The following is a 19645-nucleotide window of genomic DNA, read 5'->3' on the forward strand; positions in this document are numbered from 1 at the left end:
TATCAACCCGGAAAAATCAGCAAGGGGCAATGAATGTGTGATGGAAGGGTGCTGTTGATAGCAGGCCCTACAAGTTCGTTATAATGATAGCGGTTTTTGGTCATCACCAGCAGGTCGTTGTGCATGCCGTTGGTTAGCACATCGGCAGCCTTAATCAAATTGGTTTCCCTGGTATAGTTAAAACCCAACTGTTCATACTTAACCTTCCGGCGTACCTGCTCATTGAAAAGCTGATGCGCGTATGCTTCGTCCATATGTACCATGCCGTGTTTTGTAAGATGCACAACAGAAAGATTAGCCCCGCAGGCAGCAGCGAGATTGGCCAGGTAGCGTACGATATGTGTTTGGCAATAACGCAGGTCGGCTAGGTAAGCTATTCGTTCCATATCTTTTAATGACCAGTTATCCGGGATCAGCAATAACGGGCAATATATGTGGTTCAACAGGGTGTCCAGGTTCAAACTGGTGGGGGTATGGTACTCAACAGCAACCTTAATAATCATTCGCACACCCTCTTTATTTATCAGTTGTGCGGCTTGCTTCGCGTTCATGCCCAAAATGTTAAGTTCGCAGGTCTTGTTTGCGTTTGATTCAGGGAGCGCGGGGCTGGTATCGGGTATCCTGGTAAGCTTGCTGCCGGTATTACCGGCGATTACTTTTTCTCTTCGAACCTTTGCCGGTAGAAAGGTATGGGCCAAAAGCAGCTGTGCATCCATCTTACCGGCGAGTGAAATTGCAAATGTTAAGGCTCTAAAATTACCGGGAGAATCATCGTGGATGAAAAGGATCTTTTCCATATTGGGATGGGTTTTGATGTACTGTAAAGTTGAGCTTTACAGGTTGCATAATACCTGATCGCCGTCACAAAAGCAGTTGTTTGTAATCAATTTCCACGCTATATGATTTACAAAGCTATCTATTTATTATCCAGGGGATGATCTAAAGAAAACAGATGCGTTTATCAAGTATTGGGTCTATAAATTTTGGTGTAATATTCATCTGCCATCCGCCCCGATTCAAATGCAGGCACTACATCCATAGCGGCCTTTTTTAATATTGTAAGCCATTGCACCGGGTTATTGTAATACATAGGCAGCACGTCATTTTCCAGCGCATCCATCAGGTTTTTATTTTCATGCAGGTCTTTTTCGACATCTGAAAGAGAATCCGGCGCGGGTTGTATCAAAAAGCAATTTTCGCGATCACGGGCAAATTCCGGTACCCAACCATCCGGCATAGATAAGTTTATACTGCCATTCATAGCAGCCGTCATGCCACTTGTTCCCGAGGCTTCATGGTAAAGCCGCGGGTTGTTGAGCCAAACATCAGATCCTTTTTTAAGCAGTGCCGATAGTGCCAGTTCGTACCCTGTTAACACAGCGCAACGGGCCAGTGGTTTTGCCCGGGTGATGATTTGGTTAAACTGGCCAATAGCTTCCATGTCTTCCGGGTAGGGTTTGCCTGCCCAAATCAGTTGTACCGGGTAATCGGCATGGTTTAGTAAACTAATAAATCTCCCCCAGTCGTCCATGATCAAGTCAGCTCTTTTATATCCGGCAAAGCGCCTGGCCCAAACAATGGTCAGTATGTTCTCATCAAAAAGTTTACCGCATTGGTCGGCCACTACTTTAAACAGATCATGTTTCATTTCTTTTTTTCTGGCAATGATTGCTCCGTCATCATTGCTTGAAATAGCGGCTTCCAGGGCGGCATCTTTCCAATAAGCTTTATTTTGGGCGTTAGTAATAGAGGTGATCTCACAAATGCCGGGATTGTTGCCCCACATTTGCCGGGCAACTCCGCCGTGAAGTTTTGAAACGCCATTGGCCCTACCCGAAAATTTGAGCGCTGCAAGGGTATAGTTGAATTGATCTCCATACAGACCGAGCATGGATTTTACCTCCGCCTCCTGCAAATGATAAAAAAAGGACATTTGTTTGAGTAAATCATAGCTGTGCGCTTCATTCCCGGCCATTTCTGGGGTATGGGTGGTGAAAACAACCCGCTTTTTCACTTCTTCAAGGCTTTTGTATTTTGAAAGCAGGTAAAAATTTAATGATACGGAATGGCCTTCATTCATGTGATAGATATCGGGTGCAAGGCCCAAAATATCCAACAACTTAGCGCCTCCGACGCCAAGTACAATAGTTTGTGCAATGCGTGTTGCCTCGTTCGGGTCATACAGGCAATGAGTGATGGAGCGGGACAGTTCGTCATTTTCCGCAATTTCTGTACTCAGTAAAAATAATGGGGCTGTGCCAAAAGTATCTGGTCGTAGCAGGTAAGCTTTAACATGTACGGGGGCGTCATGAACGGCAACTGTAAAAATTATTCCGGTGTCCTGTAAAAACGTATAATTTTTTTCGATCAGTTCAGTTTTCATCAAAGCATTTCTGTCCCTAACCTGGTCGTAATAACCATATTTCCATAAAATACCGATGCCGAGCAAGTTTTGTTTAAGTTGATAAGCGCTCCGTAAGTGCGAACCGGATAAAAAACCTAACCCGCCGCTATAGATTTTTAATGATTGATCTACCGCAAACTCCATAGAGAAATAAGCGACCGAAGTTTTATACTTAGCATCCGGCTCATAGCTAAAAAACTCATTTGTTGTAAGCATGCTTTAATTTTTAATCCGATAAGGTATCCATTTAAAACTACCGTCATTGCTCATTCGCTGTTCAACTAACTGGATATTGGCATCTATCAGGTTAATATTAAGGTCTTCATAATGGTCTATACGGTACTGTAATAATGCCGCGGTGCCTCCCGGCCCCATATCTATCAGGCCTTTTATATATGTAAGTGCGCCTGCTTTAGCTTTTTCCATTGCTTTTATCAAATTGGTAGTACTGTAATAATCTTCGCTACCAGGCCTCAATGTATAAACAGCAGATGCTGTAATGCCTGGGCGGTGTTTTAATGGCTTAAAATCATTTGCGCTTACCGTAATAATGTTAGTGTCAGCTTTTTTGACATAATAGCTACGGTGGTAGTTGTATCTTTCCGGAATGTTGGTGTCCAGTTCCATGGTCACTATTTCCAGATCTATTGTTTCCATTTCCAGTTGAGTATTTCTGGCATATCCTTGCCGTTAATGTTGATATAATGTTTATGCTCTATCAGTTTATCCTGTAATAGCTGTTTTAGGTAAACGCCCTTGCTTCCGGTTTGCGGTAACCTATCTATTACATCCATCACCAGATGGAAGCGGTCCATTTCGTTTAGCACGGTCATGTCGAAAGATGTGGTGATGGTACCTTCTTCCTTATAACCGCGCACATGCATGCCTGTATTATTTGCCCTGTTATAAGTTAAGCGGTGTACCAGCCATGGGTAGCCATGGAAAGCAAATATCACTGGCTTATCGGTAGTAAACAGTTCATTATAGTCCTTATCGTTTAGCCCGTGTGTATGTTCGGTGCTCTTTTGCAACTTAAACAGATCTACCACATTGATGACACGCACCCTTATATCGGGTAAGTGTTCACGGATAATGGAAACCGCCGCTAAGGTTTCTAACGTAGGTACGTCGCCGCAGCAGGCCATCACTACATCCGTTTCCGCATCCTGATCATTACTGGCAAATTTCCAGATGCCGATGCCGCGGGTGCAATGCGCCACAGCTTCATCCATATTGAGCCATTGCGGTGCCGGGTGTTTGCCGGCAACAATTACATTCACATAATGATAGCTGCGCAGGCAATGATCCATTACAGACAAAAGGCAATTGGCATCGGGTGGTAAATAAACGCGTACAATAGTTGCCTTTTTATTTACCACATGATCTATAAAGCCAGGGTCCTGGTGCGTAAAGCCGTTGTGATCCTGTCGCCATACGGTAGAAGTAAGCAATATATTCAGTGATGCAATTCGCCTGCGCCAGGATATTTCTGAAGTGGTTTTTAACCATTTAGCATGTTGGTTAAACATAGAATCTACAATATGAATAAAGGCTTCATAGCAGTTAAATAAGCCATGTCTGCCGGTTAGCAGGTAGCCTTCCAGCCATCCTTCGCACTGGTGTTCGCTTAACATCTCTGTTATGCTGCCTTCAGCAGCAAGAAACTCATCATGCTCTGCTATTGGAGCATCCCATTGGCGATTTGTAGTTTCAAATACCGCATCTAACCTGTTGGATACTGTTTCATCCGGGCCGAAGATGCGGAAATTGCGTTTATCCTGATTTTCTTTTATCACATCCCGCAAAAAGCGGCCGCTAACATGGGTATCGCCTTCGCCATCCGCACCCGGGCTCTCAACTGTTACCGCATAGTTCCTGAAATCGGGCAGGCGCAGGTTACGCAGTAAATTGCCTCCATTGGTATGCGGGTTGGCACCCATGCGCTTATCGCCTTCGGGTGCCAGTGCTTGCAGTTCGGCAATCAGTTTTCCTTTTTCATCAAACAGTTCTTCCGGCCTGTAACTTTTCATCCAGCTTTCCAGCATTTGTAAATGTTCGGCCGGTGCTGATGCAGAAACGGACAGCGGGATCTGATGAGACCTGAAATTATCCTCTATCTTGTAGCCATCAACCTCTTTAGGGCCGGTCCAACCTTTTGGCGACCGTAGGATGATCATTGGCCAGCGTGGGCGGCATCCGTTTGGATGCCTTGCATCATACTTTACCTGCTTTATACGGTCTACCGCATAATCCAGGGCCTTGGCCATATCCCGGTGCATTTGCTCCGGTTCATCACCCTCAACAAAGATGGGGTTCCAGCCATAACCACGAAACAGCTGTTCCAGTTCTTCATGGCTGATACGGGCAAGGACGGTGGGGTTAGAGATCTTATAACCATTGAGGTGTAAAATTGGTAGTACGGTTCCATCTGTTAGCGGGTTCAAAAACTTATTGGAATGCCAGGCGGTAGCTAAAGGGCCGGTTTCGGCCTCGCCGTCGCCTACTACGCAAGCCACAATAAGATCGGGGTTATCCATTACTGCACCAAAAGAATGACTTAACGAATAGCCCAGTTCGCCGCCCTCGTGGATAGATCCCGGCGTTTGTGGCGAAGCATGGCTGGATATACCACCGGGGTAAGAAAACTGTGTAAATAGTTTACGCAGCCCGTCTTCATCCTGAGTAATGTTGGGGTAAACCTCAGTATGAGTGCCTTCCAGGTAAGTGCCCGCTACAACAGCCGGGCCACCATGCCCCGGCCCCGAAACATATATCATGCTGAGATCATATTGTTTAATAATGCGGTTTAAATGTGTATAAATAAAATTTTGCCCGGGCGTTGTGCCCCAGTGGCCCAGTAGCATATTTTTAACATGCTCCAGTTTTAACGGCTCCTTCAACAATGGGTTATGCCTTAAGTAAAGCTGGCCCACAGACAGGTAATTGGCGGCACGCCAGTAAGCATTTATTTTTTGCAGAAGATCGGGTGACAATGTTTCGGCTGTGCTGTTAATCAATTCTTTTTCCATTACTAATTTTTTATTTAAACTCGGTGGCTGAAGATTTAAAATCCCGGAAATGCCCGGTTTTGCTGTGAAGTAACCGGCCGTTGTGATCTTCGATCTTCAACGCTGCATTTTTTCTGTCCGATCCGGTCAACTTGTCCGCTTAATTTCAGTGTGCGCATGGCTGCTTTATATAACCTGAATTTGAGGCCGGAAGAGCCGCAATTAATACATAAGGTATAATTTTCTATAAGGTTGCCCATGCTCACTGCAATGATTTATTAAAAGTGATTCTGTACGGCGGTAAAGGTAGAACAGACGCAGGTTGCTGAAAATGATGAGCCCCGGTTAAAAAAATGATGACGGTCATAAAACCGGATACTATCTTAATCCTATTAATGCCTATTATAGAAGTCTTTAACCCGTAAATGCTATGCGGTGCAAAGGAGATAATTCATACATCTATTAAACAAAATATGAGGAAAATCACCATTTAGGCTGCCGCAAGTCATTCCTGTTAGCAGATGCATGTTATAATATTGTGTTATGAAAAATTACGTCAATATTAAACATATCAAAAACCTGAACAATGATGGTTTGAGGGGCATTGCATTTTATAAACAAGAGCTTGGTATATTGCAGGAAAGACTGCAAGAGATAGCCGGCGATAATACTGCCCGCGAGGTACAGGAAAAGATAGACCATTTTCAGAATCAATTGCTGATTCACGAGAACTATCTTAATGAACTAAAACATGACATCCATGCCAATGACGAGGCCATAGAGGCTGAATTGTTGACAACAGGCGACCTTATTTCCGAAAATGTTGCCGCCGAACATACCCGTATACGTGAGCGTTACCTGAACGAAGAGAAAATATTTAATGAACTGCGACATGAATTCAACCGTTTTGCAGCTGATTGGATGTAAAATAGTGGTCTGATAATCAATTTATATAAAATATATATTATCAGATTATTATTAAAAACGGCCTTTGCAGGGCTACAATAAACTCGCTTTAAAAGTAAAGCAGTGTGATTAATGCATTAAAGAGCCTGGCAATATAGCCATCGGTTATTTTTGTCAGGCTCTCGGCGGCTATTTATATGATGAATGGAAAGAAAGGGGACGTTGTATTTTTAGCGACATCAGTTGTATTTGTTGAAGGGATTTGGCTTTACCGGTAAGGGCGTAGCAGGAATGCCATGGAAAAATTGAAAGATTTTTTGCAGCCCCTATGCCGAGTGATCCGTGATGGCAATATCAAACCCTAAAAACGTGAAACTTTTGTTGGCGACAGCCTCATTGTAGAAGAAGGAACTTTTATTATGGCCGATGGGTCATTGTACTTTCGAATGATTTTTCTGTTAATGCAAGTAAACTTGCGGGCGAATGCTTATCCATTTTAAATATCCGTCAGCATCCAATTACCTGATCTTTCACGGCACTACTGTAATTAGCGGCCTGGCTGGTACTTATTGCCGGTATTGGTTTGAAGCCATTAAGTGGATCAGGCGCCAAAGAAACTAATGAGGACATACAGCTCGGCGATTATATCACTACTTCACTCAGGGCACTAAAATAATTACCCAACTACTTTAATTTTCATACACACAGATATTTAGGCTGGTAAATTTTACCATTACCAAACAGCGCCTTGCATCACCGCATTTTTAGCCCTTTAAAACATAGAACATTGAGGGTGAAAATAAGTAGCCGGTTATCAAAGCGATTCCCTAAAAGCAATGTGTAATATTCGTAAAAGTTGTAATTTATTTGGAATGCAATTCATTATTACTTAGCTTTAATTTATAAATCTACACTTCCTTCTTTTTTAGCTGATCATGAATTTAAATTACGTTATGATGAACGAGCTAAATATAATATCACCCCTAATAGATTTTTACAGGGCTAAAAATGCGATAAACATACAGGGCGCCGGGTCGGGATTGCCATTGTTAAACAATATATATAGTTATTAGGAGGCAAAATAACCTACTCATGTAAAGCGAACGAGGTAACGATTTTTACTATTTATATTCCATTAAATCAGGATATATGAAAACGATCTTACTTATAGAAGATAACAATGACATAAGGGAAAATACTTGTGAGCTGCTTGAGTTGGAGGGCTATAAAGTCATCCTGGCATTAAACGGTAAAAGTGGGCTGGCATTAGCCAGGGAGCATTTACCTGATGTGGTGTTGTGTGATATTCTGATGCCAGAAGCAAACGGTTACGAGGTACTTAACGAATTGCAGGCGAATGTTTCTACCCGATTTATACCCTTCATTTTTTTGACAGCCAGTGTAGAAAAAAAGGAAGTAAATGCAGGGCTGGCAATGGGTGCCAGCGGCTATATTCGTAAGCCTTTTGACCCTAAAGAGCTTTTTGACGCGATAACCAAATGTTTTAATGATGCCACTTTGTAACTTTTAGCGTTTGGGCCGATCTGCAAACTTCTTAAACTCCCAATCAACATCACTATAAGTCTTTACTGTAATCTGCGGTTAGTAATTACTGATGTGTGCGTTATCAAAATATGAGGTGATCGCCGTCATTGTTCCCATCTATAGTTCCATGCAACTTTGTACCTATAATGCGGTATCAATTGAAGTAAAATGGAGATTAAAAAATTATTGCGTTTACCGTTAAAAGTGGCTTTTTCCCTGGCGGCTTTACTGTTGGTTCTGTTATTTACCCAACCCCTGTATGCCGTGCCGCGTGCACAGCAAACTGAGGAGAAAGATCTGGCATCCGAGATCCGGGTACTGTTGGAAGGGCGTAAACTATGGCTCAATTACCCCATATCAACCAAGCGTTTTTATGAGCAGAAGAGTTATACCCCGCAATGGCTTACCGTTTCGCGCCAGGATAAGGCCTGGGCATCCATGCTATTATTAGATTGCGTTTTGCAGTTTGGACTGTCTTATAACGATTATCGTTATAACGAACATTTGCCAAGCACACTTCATGATATTTTTGAGAAGCCAAACCACGTATCTCTGACCCAGCAGGCGCGTTTTGAGATCATGCTGACGGATGATATGATCACTTTTGTTAACCAGCTGCATTTCGGAGTTCTCAATCCATCGTTTACACCCGGTTTTATTGATAGTACAGATAATGAATTTCGTGCAGAAACTGTCATGGCAAATGCGATGGATCAGGAAAAATTGATGAAAGTATTAGCGGGCGTGCAGCCTAAATCTAAAGAATACCAACGCTTACAGGAGTATCTTAGTTCGTCTATCAGGTATTCAGATAATTGTTATGAAATTCCAGAAGGCGAATTGCAGAATGTTGCCATGAACATGGAACGGCTGCGCTGGGCAGCAATTGAAGAGGATAATTACATACTTGTGAATATCCCGGCCTTTAACCTGAAGTATTATTATGCTGATACAGTTAATGAATTTAAAGTGATTGTAGGGAGGCCTTCAACACCTACACCGCAGCTGCAAAGCCAGATAGAATATATTATAACAGGCCCCGATCGTAATGTTGCGGGCAGTGTATTTATTAAACAAGTGCTGCCCAATGCCCTTAAAGATCATCATTACCTCGAGAATAATCAGATCACTATATATGATAAGAAGGGTGCATTTGTAAAGGCAGACCGTCGCGTACTTACGTCTATCATCAAAGATCCGTCCGGGTATTACGCCAGGCAGGCTGCCGGTTGTGATAATACTTCAGGGGCTATCTTATTTAGCTTTCCAAATATATATGAAGTATCGATGCATGATGCACCAGATAAAACTGCATTTGAACAGGCCGATCGGGCTTTAAGTAAAGGCGGGATTAGCATAGCAAATGCTGATAGCCTGGCAGCATTACTATTAAAGAATAGCGGTACAGCTAGCCGGTTAAAAGAAATGCAGGAGGCAATTATATCATATAAAAAGAAAACGTTTACACTTAATAAAGTAATGCCTGTTAAAGTAGTTTACCTAACCAGCGATGTTTTAAATGGAAAGCTTGTTAGTTACACAGATATATATGATCTGGACCGAAGCCTGCAGTCGATCATGTTTCCCTCAGTCAGGCCACTAAGCATGCGATAACTAAACAATTATGGAAAAAATACTGGTTACAACTGACCTTTCTGCAAGTTCAAAACCCGGCATCAGGTTCGCCATGCAACTGGCTAAACAAAGAAATGCGGAGTTGATTATCCTGCATGTTTTTTATGTGCTAAAAGCCACATCCTGGAGTGATAAAACGTACCAAACTTATTTTCAAAGGGCAGAAAAGAAAATTCAACAAGACCTGTCCTCGTTTATGAAGACAATTGTGCGCGCACCAAACATACCCAAAGTTGCCTTTAGGGTACAGTTAATACATGGTTTAGATACCGTAGAAAGTATTTTGGCTTATGCAGAAAAGGTGGCCATAACTTATATCTGTATCAGCACGCGCGGTGCCGGTATGATCAAAAAACTTTTCGGAACTAATACTAGCGACCTGATCAGGCGTTCCGAACTGCCAGTGATAGCTGTACCTAAAACCTGGCGGTTAAAACCTATAAAAAAAGTACTCTATGCAGCCGATTTTAAAGGATACAACCGCGAGCTTAGGAAAGTGATTGCTTTTGCCGGCCCGATAAACGCCCGGGTAGATATGCTCCACCTCATCCGGAATGACGAACCCCTCCATGAAATTACACTGGGAAAAGAGTTTAATCATAAAGTACATGTCGAATACAAAAAGATCAATATTGAAAATACGGTGGTAGAGGGCATTGACGAAGTGGTAAAAGATCAAAAGCCATCAGTAGTGGTGTTCTTTACCCATCAAAACCGATCGTTAATGGATAGGATATTATTCCCGGGTAATGCTGAAGAATTTTGTTTTTATGGTAAAGTTCCGTTACTGACATTTCAAAAAGCAGATTAAAAACTCACAATTAGTTTCTATTAAAAACTTTACATTAAGTTAAAAGCGATGAAAAAGATAAGCGCTGTATTAGACGGATTGAAATTTTCAGAAGCAACGATGAAGTATGCCATCCGTATGGCGGCAGATACAAACGCGCTGCTTACAGGTGTTTTCCCGGAAGGTTATTTATACCACAGCTTTCATCTTTTTGATATGGTTGGCAACCAGGGCATCTCCAAGGTAAAACTAAAACACTTATTGGAAAAAGATCAGGCAACCCGCCATAACGCTATTGCAATTTTTAAAGAACAGTGTAAAAGGATGGAAGTTGATTGTGTTATTCACAACGATAAAACATTTCCGCTTGAAGACCTGATCAAAGAAAGTATTTACAGCGATCTGCTAATGATTGGTGCCCATGAAACAATGAACAATATCAATGAGGCAGCCCCTACCACATTTATTGATAACGTGCTTTCCGAAACGCAGTGCCCGGTGATGGTGGTGCCATCTAAATACCAGGATATACAAAAAGTGGTATTACTTTATGATGGCAGTCCTTCTTCCGTTTTTGCTGTCAAGATGTTTAATTATTTACTTCCATTGCTTCGGGATCTTGAAACAGAGGTGATTTATGTTTCGGGTGAAGATAATCCTAAGGATTTACCCGAAAATAAACTGATACGCGAGTTTATACGCTGCCACTGCCCTCTGGCAAAATATATCATTCTATCGGGAGATCCTGATGAACAAATTGTTGCCTATCTCAAAAATGGAAAACTAAACCCACTGGTGGTACTTGGGGCTTACCAGCGTGGCGTTGTTTCCAGATGGTTTAGGAGCAGTATGGCAGATAAACTTATCTCACAGTTGGCTGTGCCACTATTTATTACGCATTACAGATAGGCTATGGTACCCGTTAAAGTTAACAAGCATCAATTATTAAAAAAAATATATGAACGAACAAACAAACCCCCTGGAGATATTTGAAAAGGAGGCCCCGGAAGTCGCCAGAGCATTTGATCAATTAATTGATGCTTTAAAACAAACTACCGGCCTGGATTCAAAAACAAAACAACTGGTTTATATCGGGATTAAGTCGGCCCTGGGCGATTCTAAAGCGATATCTTATCATGTTGTTATGGCCAAAACCCTTGGCGCTACCCGGGAAGAGATCAGAGATACTATATTAATCACGCTAACTGTTTGCGGATTGAGTGGGGTGGCTAACTGTCTGCCGGTGGCATTAGCTGCTTTTGATCAGGTTTAAGGCAATAATACAAAAGGAAAACTTAAGGTAGTCAGGTGATTGCTGCATTCGGCTTGGTTTGCGGACGGTGGCTATCTATTCCTTAATATTTCAATTTCCACCCTTGATCTTGATCTTTATTTTTATAAGTTAAAAAGGAAAAGTGAGCAGGCGCATTTACAGGGCTGTCCCGTGTCATTTCTACAGGCTAACCGGTTCTTAAATTTGATTAACTTTTAAAATCAATAAAATGGAAACAGTAGCTAAGGTATCACCGATAAAAACGGTAAACCCATTTAATAATCAACTTATTAAATCTTTCGAAGTTATGACGGATGAGCAGATCAATGCGAAGCTTGCTCTTGCTGATAAAGCCTTTCAAAACTGGAAAAACGTGCCAAAAGCGAAGCGTGCGCAGCTCTTGCGCAGAGTAGCCCACCTGATGCGTGTACGAAAATCACAATTGGAAGAACTGGCCACCCTGGAGATGGGAAAGCTGGTAAAGGAAAGCCGCACCGAAGTAGAACTTTGTGCCGCTATTTTCGATTATTATGCTGATAACGGTGAAAAGTTTTTAGCGGATAAGCCGCTTGAGACGCCGGAAGGCTCAGCCTTTCTGTGTTATGAACCAATTGGGGTTTTACTCAGCATCCAACCCTGGAATTTTCCGTTCTACCAAATCACCCGTTCGGCAGCACCCCATCTGATGGCAGGAAATGCCATGTTGCTGAAACATGCCTCTAATGTCCCGCAATGTGCGCAGGTCATGGAAGAAATTTTCCTGGAAGCAGGGTTTCCTGAAGGTGTTTACCAGAACTTATTTATTCCGGGAAACAAAATTGATGCTCTATTGGCAGATAAAAGGATAAAAGCGGTAACGTTTACAGGGAGTGAACCCGCTGGTTCTGCCATTGCTGCTGCGGCCGGTAAATATATAAAAAAATCTACCCTTGAACTTGGCGGCAGCGATGCCTTTATTGTGTTGGATGATGCTGATGCAGAACAGGCTGCCGAGGCTGCTGTACGTGGCCGGATGTGGAACGCCGGGCAGGTTTGCGTATCGCCTAAAAGGGTGATTGTAGAGGAAGGCATAGCCGACCTGTTCATGGAAAAGGTGAAAACTAAATTTGCTGGATTAAAAGTAGGTGACCCAATGGATGAACAAACCGATCTGGCCCCTTTAAGCAGCGAAAAAGCGGTGGAGGATGTAATTAAACAAGTTCAAAAGGCGGTTGAAGAAGGTGCGACGGTGATTACCGGTGGGCATCGTATAAATCGTCCCGGTGCTTTTATGGAACCTACTATCCTAACCGGCATCAAACCAGGAACGGCAGCCTATCAGGAAGAGATATTTGGCCCGGTGTTTATGTTTTACAAGGTAAAGGATGAGCAGGCTGCCATTAACCTGGCCAATGCCACCGACTATGGTTTGGGCGGCAGCGTATTCAGTTCAAATAACGAAAGAGCAGTTAAGGTGGCCCGTCAGATCGAAACCGGCATGGTGTACATTAACCATGTGACTGGTATTGCACCTGAATTGCCTTTTGGCGGCACTAAACATTCCGGATATGGCCGGGAACAGTCTCCGGCAGCAATCTACGAGTTTGTTAACGCCAAACTAATCAGGGTAACTACAGCTGAAAGCGCTTATTAAACCACTTCTATCAACGGATCCGTTACCCGCGGATCTGTTGATATCACTATACTTTATTTAATGATTTATCTGATGCCGTTTATTTTTATGATGGCAATACTTATTGACTTTCATTTTTACTTACCTTTTTCTATAAGCTTTATTCTATCGTATCTGCCTGATTGCTAAATGAGTGAGTTAAACAGCGCAGGGCTTGTTATTTGCAAGAAAATTTGCAAGCACCAAAACGGGTATTGACAACCAGTAATAGTTCAATTGCTCATTTTTGACGGGAAGATCAACAATGCTGTGCGTTGCCTGGCTAATGCGGCTTTAGTTTTGCTGCGCGAAAATAACCGGATCATAAACGAGAGCTGTTGATGCAAAAATGCTAAAATAGCAGGCCCATCTTCGGCGGTAAGCTCATTTAACCGGGCAACAAGGTCTTTGCCATTTACTTTCCGATAGTTGAGCCCTTGGTAATTGAGCAGTTCAAGCTGCTCTTTAAAGGCCTGCTCTTTAGCCGTCATCTTATCCTCACCTGGCTTGCTCACGTGTATAATGTGTAGTTGATAGTTCATTAAATTGCCGAGCTTCATCAGGTAACGAATAGCCTTCAGGTCGGACTCGTCGAAGTTCGTGGCAAAAATTATTTTACGAATCTGATAGAGATCTGTGTTAGTAGGGATAACCAATACCGGGCGGCTGGTATTTTTGATCACCGCACTGGTATCAGCGCCGGGCAAAGGATCATCGGGATGTATGGAACGGGCACCCATAACAACCAGTTCAATATTTTGTGCTTTGATGATTTCCGCTACTTTCATTCCAAGGTCGCAGTTTGAAGCTTGGAATTGCACAGCAGGCTTGTGCCCGGCAGGCTCCAACAGTTTTACTGCAATGGATTCCAGCCCTTCAGTTAACGATTCCAGCCCCTGTATGCTGTGCTGCTTGCGCAGGGAGAAATCATCAACATCCCATCCACCCCCGCTTTCATAGGGCAGGGTGGCATAGTCGATATAAGTATTGAATAGTAGTAGGTCGGTTTTTAATTTGGAGCTTAACACTAATCCAGCCTTTGCTGCGCAGGTGGCATTTTCAGAAAAATCTGTCAATATTAAAATCGTCTTCATATATCTAAGTACCGGTATTTTCGGATTTTGATTGATGATATCCGTCAGGTCATTGGCTGATGGTCGTCATTATTCGCCAAGATTCGGGTGAGTAATTTGGGATAAGGACTATCTAAATAATCGAAAATGATCAAAAACTGCGCATCCTGTACAGGTTGACCGAAGTGAACGAGTTATTTTTAGATGATCTTGTACAGTCTTAACAGGTAGATTTTATTTTGAATTGAGCAGCGGAGGGCAATACATGCTTTATTGTTACTTATGGGCAAGAGTATGAAGACTTTTTCTTAAATTGAGTATAGCAGTAAACAATCGATACCATTATTGATTTTTATGGCAGCTGCATATAACACTTCGTCTAATTTTGGTTGCCTATCTGGGCGGGCTGCTACTCTATCCAAATATTCGCAGGTATTAGCCGATAAACCTTAGTCAACCAACAGGAATTCCATTTCAAAACAGGTTTCTATCCCGGGTTTACTATAAAAGCGGAAACTTCCGTTCATGAGTTCTACATAGCGTTTTACTATTGCCAATCCGAGTCCGGTTCCCGGGATATTGCCTGACTCATTAACCCGGTAGAAAGCAGTAAAAAGTTTTCCCTGGTCTTTTTCGGCTATTCCGGCACCGTTGTCTTTAACGCTGATACTTAAGTATTCGTCGCTGATACTAGTGATGAGGCAGATGCGTGCTTGGTCGCCAGCATATTTAACAGCATTGTGCAGTAAGTTGATGAGCGCATTTCTGATCAGTCGCTGGTCTAGCTTAACCATAGTGGCGTTACCAATTGGTTCATACTTTAACTCCTGACCGCTTTTGGCCATGATTTTGGTGTCTGCTAAAATATCCCGGCATAATGCTGGCAGATCAAACCATTCATATTGTGCGCTGACCCGCCCGGCATCCAACTTTTCGAGTGATAAGAAATCTTCCAGTATACCCTCCAAATTATGCACAGTTTGTTTTATCTTAAGGCTATGTTTGGTTATTTTCTCTTGATCCAGTTGGCCGGCATATTTTTCTATCAATGAAGCGGAAAGTAAGATTGAGCTTAGCGGAGTGCGAAATTCATGTGAAGCCAGGGTAACAAAACTGCTTTTCATTTGGTTTAGTTCGTGCTCCTGCTGGTAAGCACGAAACCGGGTATTAAGCTCGTTAAGTACTATATAAACTAAAAAGCCCACAATACCCAGCACAACAGCAGTGCCGCCGGCCACAATGACTCTGACGCGGCCCCCATTATGTGGTTGTTGACTGAGTGCGTTGTATGAGAGGGTCCCCAGCAAGGCAACCAACAGTACAGAAACCGCCCCACCAGTGTAGAATAACAAGCGGAAACGATAAAATACGCCATAAAACTGACGTCCGGATCCCTGATCAACTCCGTAGGGCATCTGTTTCTTTTTGATGATTTTAGCTGCTAATTCTCTATTCCTCATATGCTTTTTATTGCACTAATTTCGATTTTCGTATTAGGAACATATATGATTGCCGACAAGTCGAAGCGGGATTTTGGTCATTTTCTGCCGGAACTTCAATTTTTCATAGCTTGGTTACAGTGCCCGACATGAAACGTTTGGAAAATATGGAAAACCAAGTTGGGTGCAATATAAACTGTCCGGGTGATCTTCGTCAGGGTATGGCATGACAGGAGTCATTCCCTTAAACAATCGCAAAGGTTAAACTTGTATAAAATTAATATACACCATGAAAGGGATAATCATTTATCAGAGCAGGTATGGTGCAACGGAACAATACGCGCGTTGGTTAGCTGAAGCGACACGGCTTCCTATGCTTAGTTTAGACCGCGCAACACCGGCAATACTGGCCGGTTATGACATCATCATCTTAGGTAGTTCTGTGTATGTTGGGAAACTGCTTGTATCCAAGTGGCTCGACCAAAATGCCGGTTTACTTGCCCAAAAGAAAGTTTTGCTCTTTATAGTTTGTGGAACAACTGCTGATGATATCAGTCAGCAACAAGAAATTATCCGTAACAATCTCGGCAGGGCGCTCAGCAGGTCTATAGAGACGTTTTTTTTACCAGGCAGGTGCGTTATCGCAAACCTATCTTGGAAAGATCGTATAGTACTTAAGATAGGGGCGTGGCTGCAAAAGGACCCACAAAAGAAAGTAGTGATGAATCAGGGTTTTAACTATATGGATCAGAAAAATCTTACCCGCTTGATTGCTGCGGTGAAGCATTCAGTAAAGGAGACCGCGTTATGTTAGGAGAACTGAACGATAAACAGGTAGAGCATTTACTTAGCAAACAGATCATCGGTAGGGTCGCCTGTACGGATCATGACCTTCCCTATATTGTGCCGGTAAATTACGTTTACAATGGCAGGGAGATAATTAGCCATAGTATACCCGGCAAAAAGATTGATATGATGCGGAAGAACCCCCGGGTTTGTTTCCAGGTAGATGAAATTAACAGTATATTCGACTGGCAAAGCGTGGTAGCCTGGGGCCGTTTTGAAGAGATTACCGATATGGCAGAAAAGGAGCAAGCCATGATGGCGCTTACCCATCGGCTTATGCCTTTTGCCGAGCAACCATCAGATCATGCCTCGCATGGCCTGGCAACACAAGAAGCGGATATTGGCACCCGGTTAGACCTTATTGTTTATAAGATAGTACTGGTGAATAAAACCGGGCGCTTTGAGCACCGTTAAGAGGTGTCAAAGAGAATGTACCCCTTTAACAGATAGGCTGTTGCTTAGGATAGGCCCATAACAGTAATTAATAAAATCAATTTAAATCAAGTAACCTGTTTCTAACCAACAGGCACGCCCCAATTATTCCGGCTTTTTCGCCCAGTTTTGATATTTTTAATTGTGTATCATTATTTACGAGGCTAAGGGAATACTTGTTGATAGCACTTTTGATAGGAAGGCGAATATAATCGCCTGTGGAGGCAAGGCTACCACCCAGGATCACCAGTTCGGGATTGAAAATATTGATTAGGAGCGCGATACCCCGACCCAATTTTTCGCCAATTTGAGCAATAAGGTCAATAGATAAAAAATCGTCGTTTTGGGCTCCTTCAATAATATCTTCTAAACGAATGGTAGCCGATGCGTGGTTTTGTTGCGTTATAGTAGTTGATGAACCAGATTCGATACTTTCTTTAAACAGCTTTGTAAGCGCCCAACCAGAAGCTTCAGTTTCCAGGCAGCCCTTCTTCCCGCAATGGCAAATTATCTCATTATTAAATAAAGGTATATGCCCAAATTCACCTGCAAACCCCGATTTTCCGTAATAAAGCTGACTGTTAATCATTACCCCCATGCCTAAGCCATGATCCAGGTTTAAAAAGATAACGTTTTTTTCACCGTTAACCACGCCTGAGTTAAACTCGCCATAAGCCATCGCCCTCGAATCATTTTCTAAAAAGGTTTTTAAGCCAATTTCTGATTCTATTATTTTACTTAAGGGCTCCTCATTAAAATGGAAGAAGCTATAACTGTAACCTGTAGCGCAGTTTACACGGCCAGTAAGGTTTAAGCCAAGCCCCAATATTTTATTTACTGGGATTGCCGATTCTTTTATAAACGTTTTGATGAGTTTACATAACGATTTAAGCGATTCCTGGTTATTGTTTAGTTCGTAAGGGATATTTTCTGAAATTTTTACCAGGTTTTTTTGCAGGTTCATTAACCCCAGGTTTATATGGCTTTGTTTAACGTCAACCCCCAGGAAAAAACCCGATTCGGGTATCAGCCCATAAGTATGTGGCCGCCTTCCACCTTTAGACCCCAATTTGCCATGGTCTTTCAATAGCCCGTCTGCAATCAGATCTGTAATAATGTGGGTTACTTTCGGTACACTTAAATTAAACTCCTTACTTAACTCAGGAATAGTGCAAACCCCGTTATTGGCAAGATACGATATGATTGATTTTTTGAGATAAACATTTTTATAGGCAACGCCTGTAATAGTTTCGTCGTTGATTTCTTTAAAAAAGGTCATTTGTAAAAGTGGAAAAAATATATGAAAGTTAATACTTACGAAAAAAATTAACAAATGCAATTCATTAACTATACGCTCAAATACAATTAATTGGATATATAAATTTACTTAAACTGAATATATCTGGCCGGGTTAATTTTCCCATATTATAAGTTTTGTAAAATTATATTAAATATAAGTAAACATTATAAAAAAAATTATTTTCTTTTTGATTTTTAAAATTAAAAATTAGTTTTGTGTTAGCCATAAGGTAAGGCCTTTATTTGAACTTGTTAATAGTTAACATACATACATGGATAGAAGACAGTTTATAAAAAGCAGCGGCCTTACAGCTGCTTCTTTGGCGCTTTTGAATCAAACGTTTGGAGCATCGCCTGGCGGGTTTAAACGCAACCCCAATATAAAGGCAATTTCCGGATCGTGGTTTGAGTTTGCTCATGGATCTGATGCAGAAGGTAAATACTGGAATCCGGCATTACCTAATTTTACCGAAGCGCAATGGAGGGCAAAAGTGATGGAAATGAGCGAAGCCGGGATGGAGTACCTGGTGCTAATGTCTGTTGCCAATAATGGGAAAACCTTTTATCCTTCGGCATTACAGCCTAGGTATGAGTATGCTTGTACTGATCCACTTGAAGCTGTTTTATCAGCAGCAGACGAATGTGGGGTTAAGTTTTTTGTAAGTAACGACTTCTGGACCGACTGGACAGAAACAGGCAAAATGATGTCTGACCCTGCTTTGGCAGGTCTTCGTGAAAAGGGTATGGAAGAAATAGCCGGTAAGTATGCTCATCATAAAAGTTTTTATGGCTGGTATTATCCCAACGAGTCGGGTTTTTGGCATACGGTTGATGATACCACTATTAAATATGTAAACGAATGCAATCGGGTAGCTAAAAAGTTAACACCCCGTTCAGTTAATCTTATTGCTCCTTATGGTACAAAATCTATCCGTTTTGACGATAAGTATGTAAGCCAGCTTGACAAGCTTGATATTGATATAGTAGCTTACCAGGATGAGATAGGTGTTAAAAAAGCAAGGGTAGGTACTGCAGGTAAATATTACGAAACCCTTTATAAATCGCACCAAAAGGCGGGCCGGTCAAGGCTTTGGGCTGATATGGAAATATTTGAGTTTGAAGGAGAGGTTTATAATAGTGCGTTAGTGCCGGCCGGTTTTGACAGGGTTTTAAAGCAAATGGAAGATATCTCGCCATTTGTAGAGCATATTTTAATTTACCAGTACATGGGTTTGATGAATAAGCCTGGTTCGATAGCTACAGCAGGTCATCCGGATTCTGAAAAACTTTATAAAAATTATATGGCCTGGCTTAAAGTGCAGCAATAAATTAATGAGATAACAA

Annotated in this window: 18 protein-coding genes; 11 read left to right on the forward strand and 7 right to left on the reverse strand. The window is 42.2% G+C overall.

Annotated elements, in window-relative coordinates:
* Nucleotides 1–2: 2 nt before the first annotated feature.
* The 4 genes from IDJ75_RS14760 to IDJ75_RS14775 all read right to left on the reverse strand — a co-directional run bounded on the left by IDJ75_RS14760 (nucleotide 3) and on the right by IDJ75_RS14775 (nucleotide 5433).
* On the reverse strand, nucleotides 3–797 hold the full coding sequence (locus IDJ75_RS14760; protein ID WP_191176397.1) for an adenine nucleotide alpha hydrolase family protein: 795 nt from the start codon (nucleotides 795–797) through the stop codon (nucleotides 3–5).
* 164 nt (nucleotides 798–961) lie between these two features.
* Nucleotides 962–2620 carry an alpha-glucan family phosphorylase gene (glgP, locus tag IDJ75_RS14765; RefSeq protein WP_191176398.1) on the reverse strand — a complete coding sequence of 553 codons (1659 nt, stop codon included), beginning with the start codon at nucleotides 2618–2620 and terminating at the stop codon, nucleotides 962–964.
* Nucleotides 2621–2623: 3 nt separating this feature from the next.
* Entirely contained in the window at nucleotides 2624–3061 is a 438-nt protein-coding gene (locus IDJ75_RS14770; RefSeq protein WP_191176399.1) for a hypothetical protein, read from the reverse strand.
* Nucleotides 3049–5433 (reverse strand): phosphoketolase family protein, encoded by a 2385-nt coding sequence (locus tag IDJ75_RS14775; protein WP_191176400.1) that lies wholly within the window; start codon nucleotides 5431–5433, stop codon nucleotides 3049–3051. The genes IDJ75_RS14770 and IDJ75_RS14775 overlap by 13 nt, the downstream gene beginning before the upstream one ends.
* 522 nt (nucleotides 5434–5955) lie before the next feature.
* On the opposite strand from IDJ75_RS14775, the gene IDJ75_RS14780 reads away from it, so the two are divergent.
* The 8 genes from IDJ75_RS14780 to IDJ75_RS14815 all read left to right on the forward strand — a co-directional run bounded on the left by IDJ75_RS14780 (nucleotide 5956) and on the right by IDJ75_RS14815 (nucleotide 13194).
* Nucleotides 5956–6339 (forward strand): hypothetical protein, encoded by a 384-nt coding sequence (locus IDJ75_RS14780; RefSeq protein ID WP_191176401.1) that lies wholly within the window; start codon nucleotides 5956–5958, stop codon nucleotides 6337–6339.
* A 462-nt stretch (nucleotides 6340–6801) separates the two neighbouring features.
* On the forward strand, nucleotides 6802–6939 hold the full coding sequence (locus IDJ75_RS14785) for a hypothetical protein (RefSeq protein WP_191176402.1): 138 nt from the start codon (nucleotides 6802–6804) through the stop codon (nucleotides 6937–6939).
* A 528-nt stretch (nucleotides 6940–7467) separates the two neighbouring features.
* Nucleotides 7468–7842, forward strand: a complete 375-nt coding sequence (locus tag IDJ75_RS14790) for a response regulator (protein WP_191176403.1) — start codon at nucleotides 7468–7470, stop codon at nucleotides 7840–7842.
* A gap of 189 nt (nucleotides 7843–8031) precedes the next feature.
* Entirely contained in the window at nucleotides 8032–9477 is a 1446-nt protein-coding gene (locus IDJ75_RS14795; protein WP_191176404.1) for a L,D-transpeptidase scaffold domain-containing protein, read from the forward strand.
* A 10-nt stretch (nucleotides 9478–9487) separates the two neighbouring features.
* Nucleotides 9488–10309 carry a universal stress protein gene (locus IDJ75_RS14800; RefSeq protein ID WP_191176405.1) on the forward strand — a complete coding sequence of 274 codons (822 nt, stop codon included), beginning with the start codon at nucleotides 9488–9490 and terminating at the stop codon, nucleotides 10307–10309.
* 48 nt (nucleotides 10310–10357) lie between these two features.
* On the forward strand, nucleotides 10358–11197 hold the full coding sequence (locus IDJ75_RS14805; protein WP_191176406.1) for a universal stress protein: 840 nt from the start codon (nucleotides 10358–10360) through the stop codon (nucleotides 11195–11197).
* A 49-nt stretch (nucleotides 11198–11246) separates the two neighbouring features.
* The gene (locus tag IDJ75_RS14810; RefSeq protein WP_191176407.1) at nucleotides 11247–11561 is read left to right on the forward strand and encodes a carboxymuconolactone decarboxylase family protein; all 315 of its coding nucleotides are present in this window, start codon (nucleotides 11247–11249) and stop codon (nucleotides 11559–11561) included.
* Between the two features lie 229 nt (nucleotides 11562–11790).
* Nucleotides 11791–13194 carry an NAD-dependent succinate-semialdehyde dehydrogenase gene (locus IDJ75_RS14815; protein ID WP_191176408.1) on the forward strand — a complete coding sequence of 468 codons (1404 nt, stop codon included), beginning with the start codon at nucleotides 11791–11793 and terminating at the stop codon, nucleotides 13192–13194.
* A 251-nt stretch (nucleotides 13195–13445) separates the two neighbouring features.
* Here IDJ75_RS14815 and IDJ75_RS14820 read toward each other — a convergent pair whose 3' ends face one another.
* Together IDJ75_RS14820 and IDJ75_RS14825 are read right to left on the reverse strand one after the other, a co-directional pair.
* Nucleotides 13446–14306: a universal stress protein gene (locus tag IDJ75_RS14820; protein WP_191176409.1), complete on the reverse strand. Its 861-nt coding sequence runs from the start codon at nucleotides 14304–14306 to the stop codon at nucleotides 13446–13448.
* A gap of 428 nt (nucleotides 14307–14734) precedes the next feature.
* Nucleotides 14735–15745: a sensor histidine kinase gene (locus IDJ75_RS14825; RefSeq protein WP_191176410.1), complete on the reverse strand. Its 1011-nt coding sequence runs from the start codon at nucleotides 15743–15745 to the stop codon at nucleotides 14735–14737.
* Nucleotides 15746–16013: 268 nt separating this feature from the next.
* On the opposite strand from IDJ75_RS14825, the gene IDJ75_RS14830 reads away from it, so the two are divergent.
* Nucleotides 16014–16538 (forward strand): flavodoxin domain-containing protein, encoded by a 525-nt coding sequence (locus IDJ75_RS14830; protein ID WP_191176411.1) that lies wholly within the window; start codon nucleotides 16014–16016, stop codon nucleotides 16536–16538.
* Nucleotides 16532–16984 (forward strand): pyridoxamine 5'-phosphate oxidase family protein, encoded by a 453-nt coding sequence (locus IDJ75_RS14835; RefSeq protein WP_191176412.1) that lies wholly within the window; start codon nucleotides 16532–16534, stop codon nucleotides 16982–16984. The genes IDJ75_RS14830 and IDJ75_RS14835 overlap by 7 nt, the downstream gene beginning before the upstream one ends.
* A 76-nt stretch (nucleotides 16985–17060) precedes the next feature.
* Here the strand turns inward: IDJ75_RS14835 and IDJ75_RS14840 are convergent, their stop codons facing one another.
* Nucleotides 17061–18281: an ROK family transcriptional regulator gene (locus IDJ75_RS14840; protein WP_191176413.1), complete on the reverse strand. Its 1221-nt coding sequence runs from the start codon at nucleotides 18279–18281 to the stop codon at nucleotides 17061–17063.
* Nucleotides 18282–18573: 292 nt separating this feature from the next.
* On the opposite strand from IDJ75_RS14840, the gene IDJ75_RS14845 reads away from it, so the two are divergent.
* Nucleotides 18574–19629 (forward strand): DUF4434 domain-containing protein, encoded by a 1056-nt coding sequence (locus IDJ75_RS14845; protein ID WP_191176414.1) that lies wholly within the window; start codon nucleotides 18574–18576, stop codon nucleotides 19627–19629.
* The last annotated feature ends 16 nt before the right edge of the window (nucleotides 19630–19645 follow it).

The organism is Mucilaginibacter rigui, from assembly GCF_014773275.1.
Classification (GTDB): Bacteria; Bacteroidota; Bacteroidia; order Sphingobacteriales; family Sphingobacteriaceae; genus Mucilaginibacter; species Mucilaginibacter rigui_A.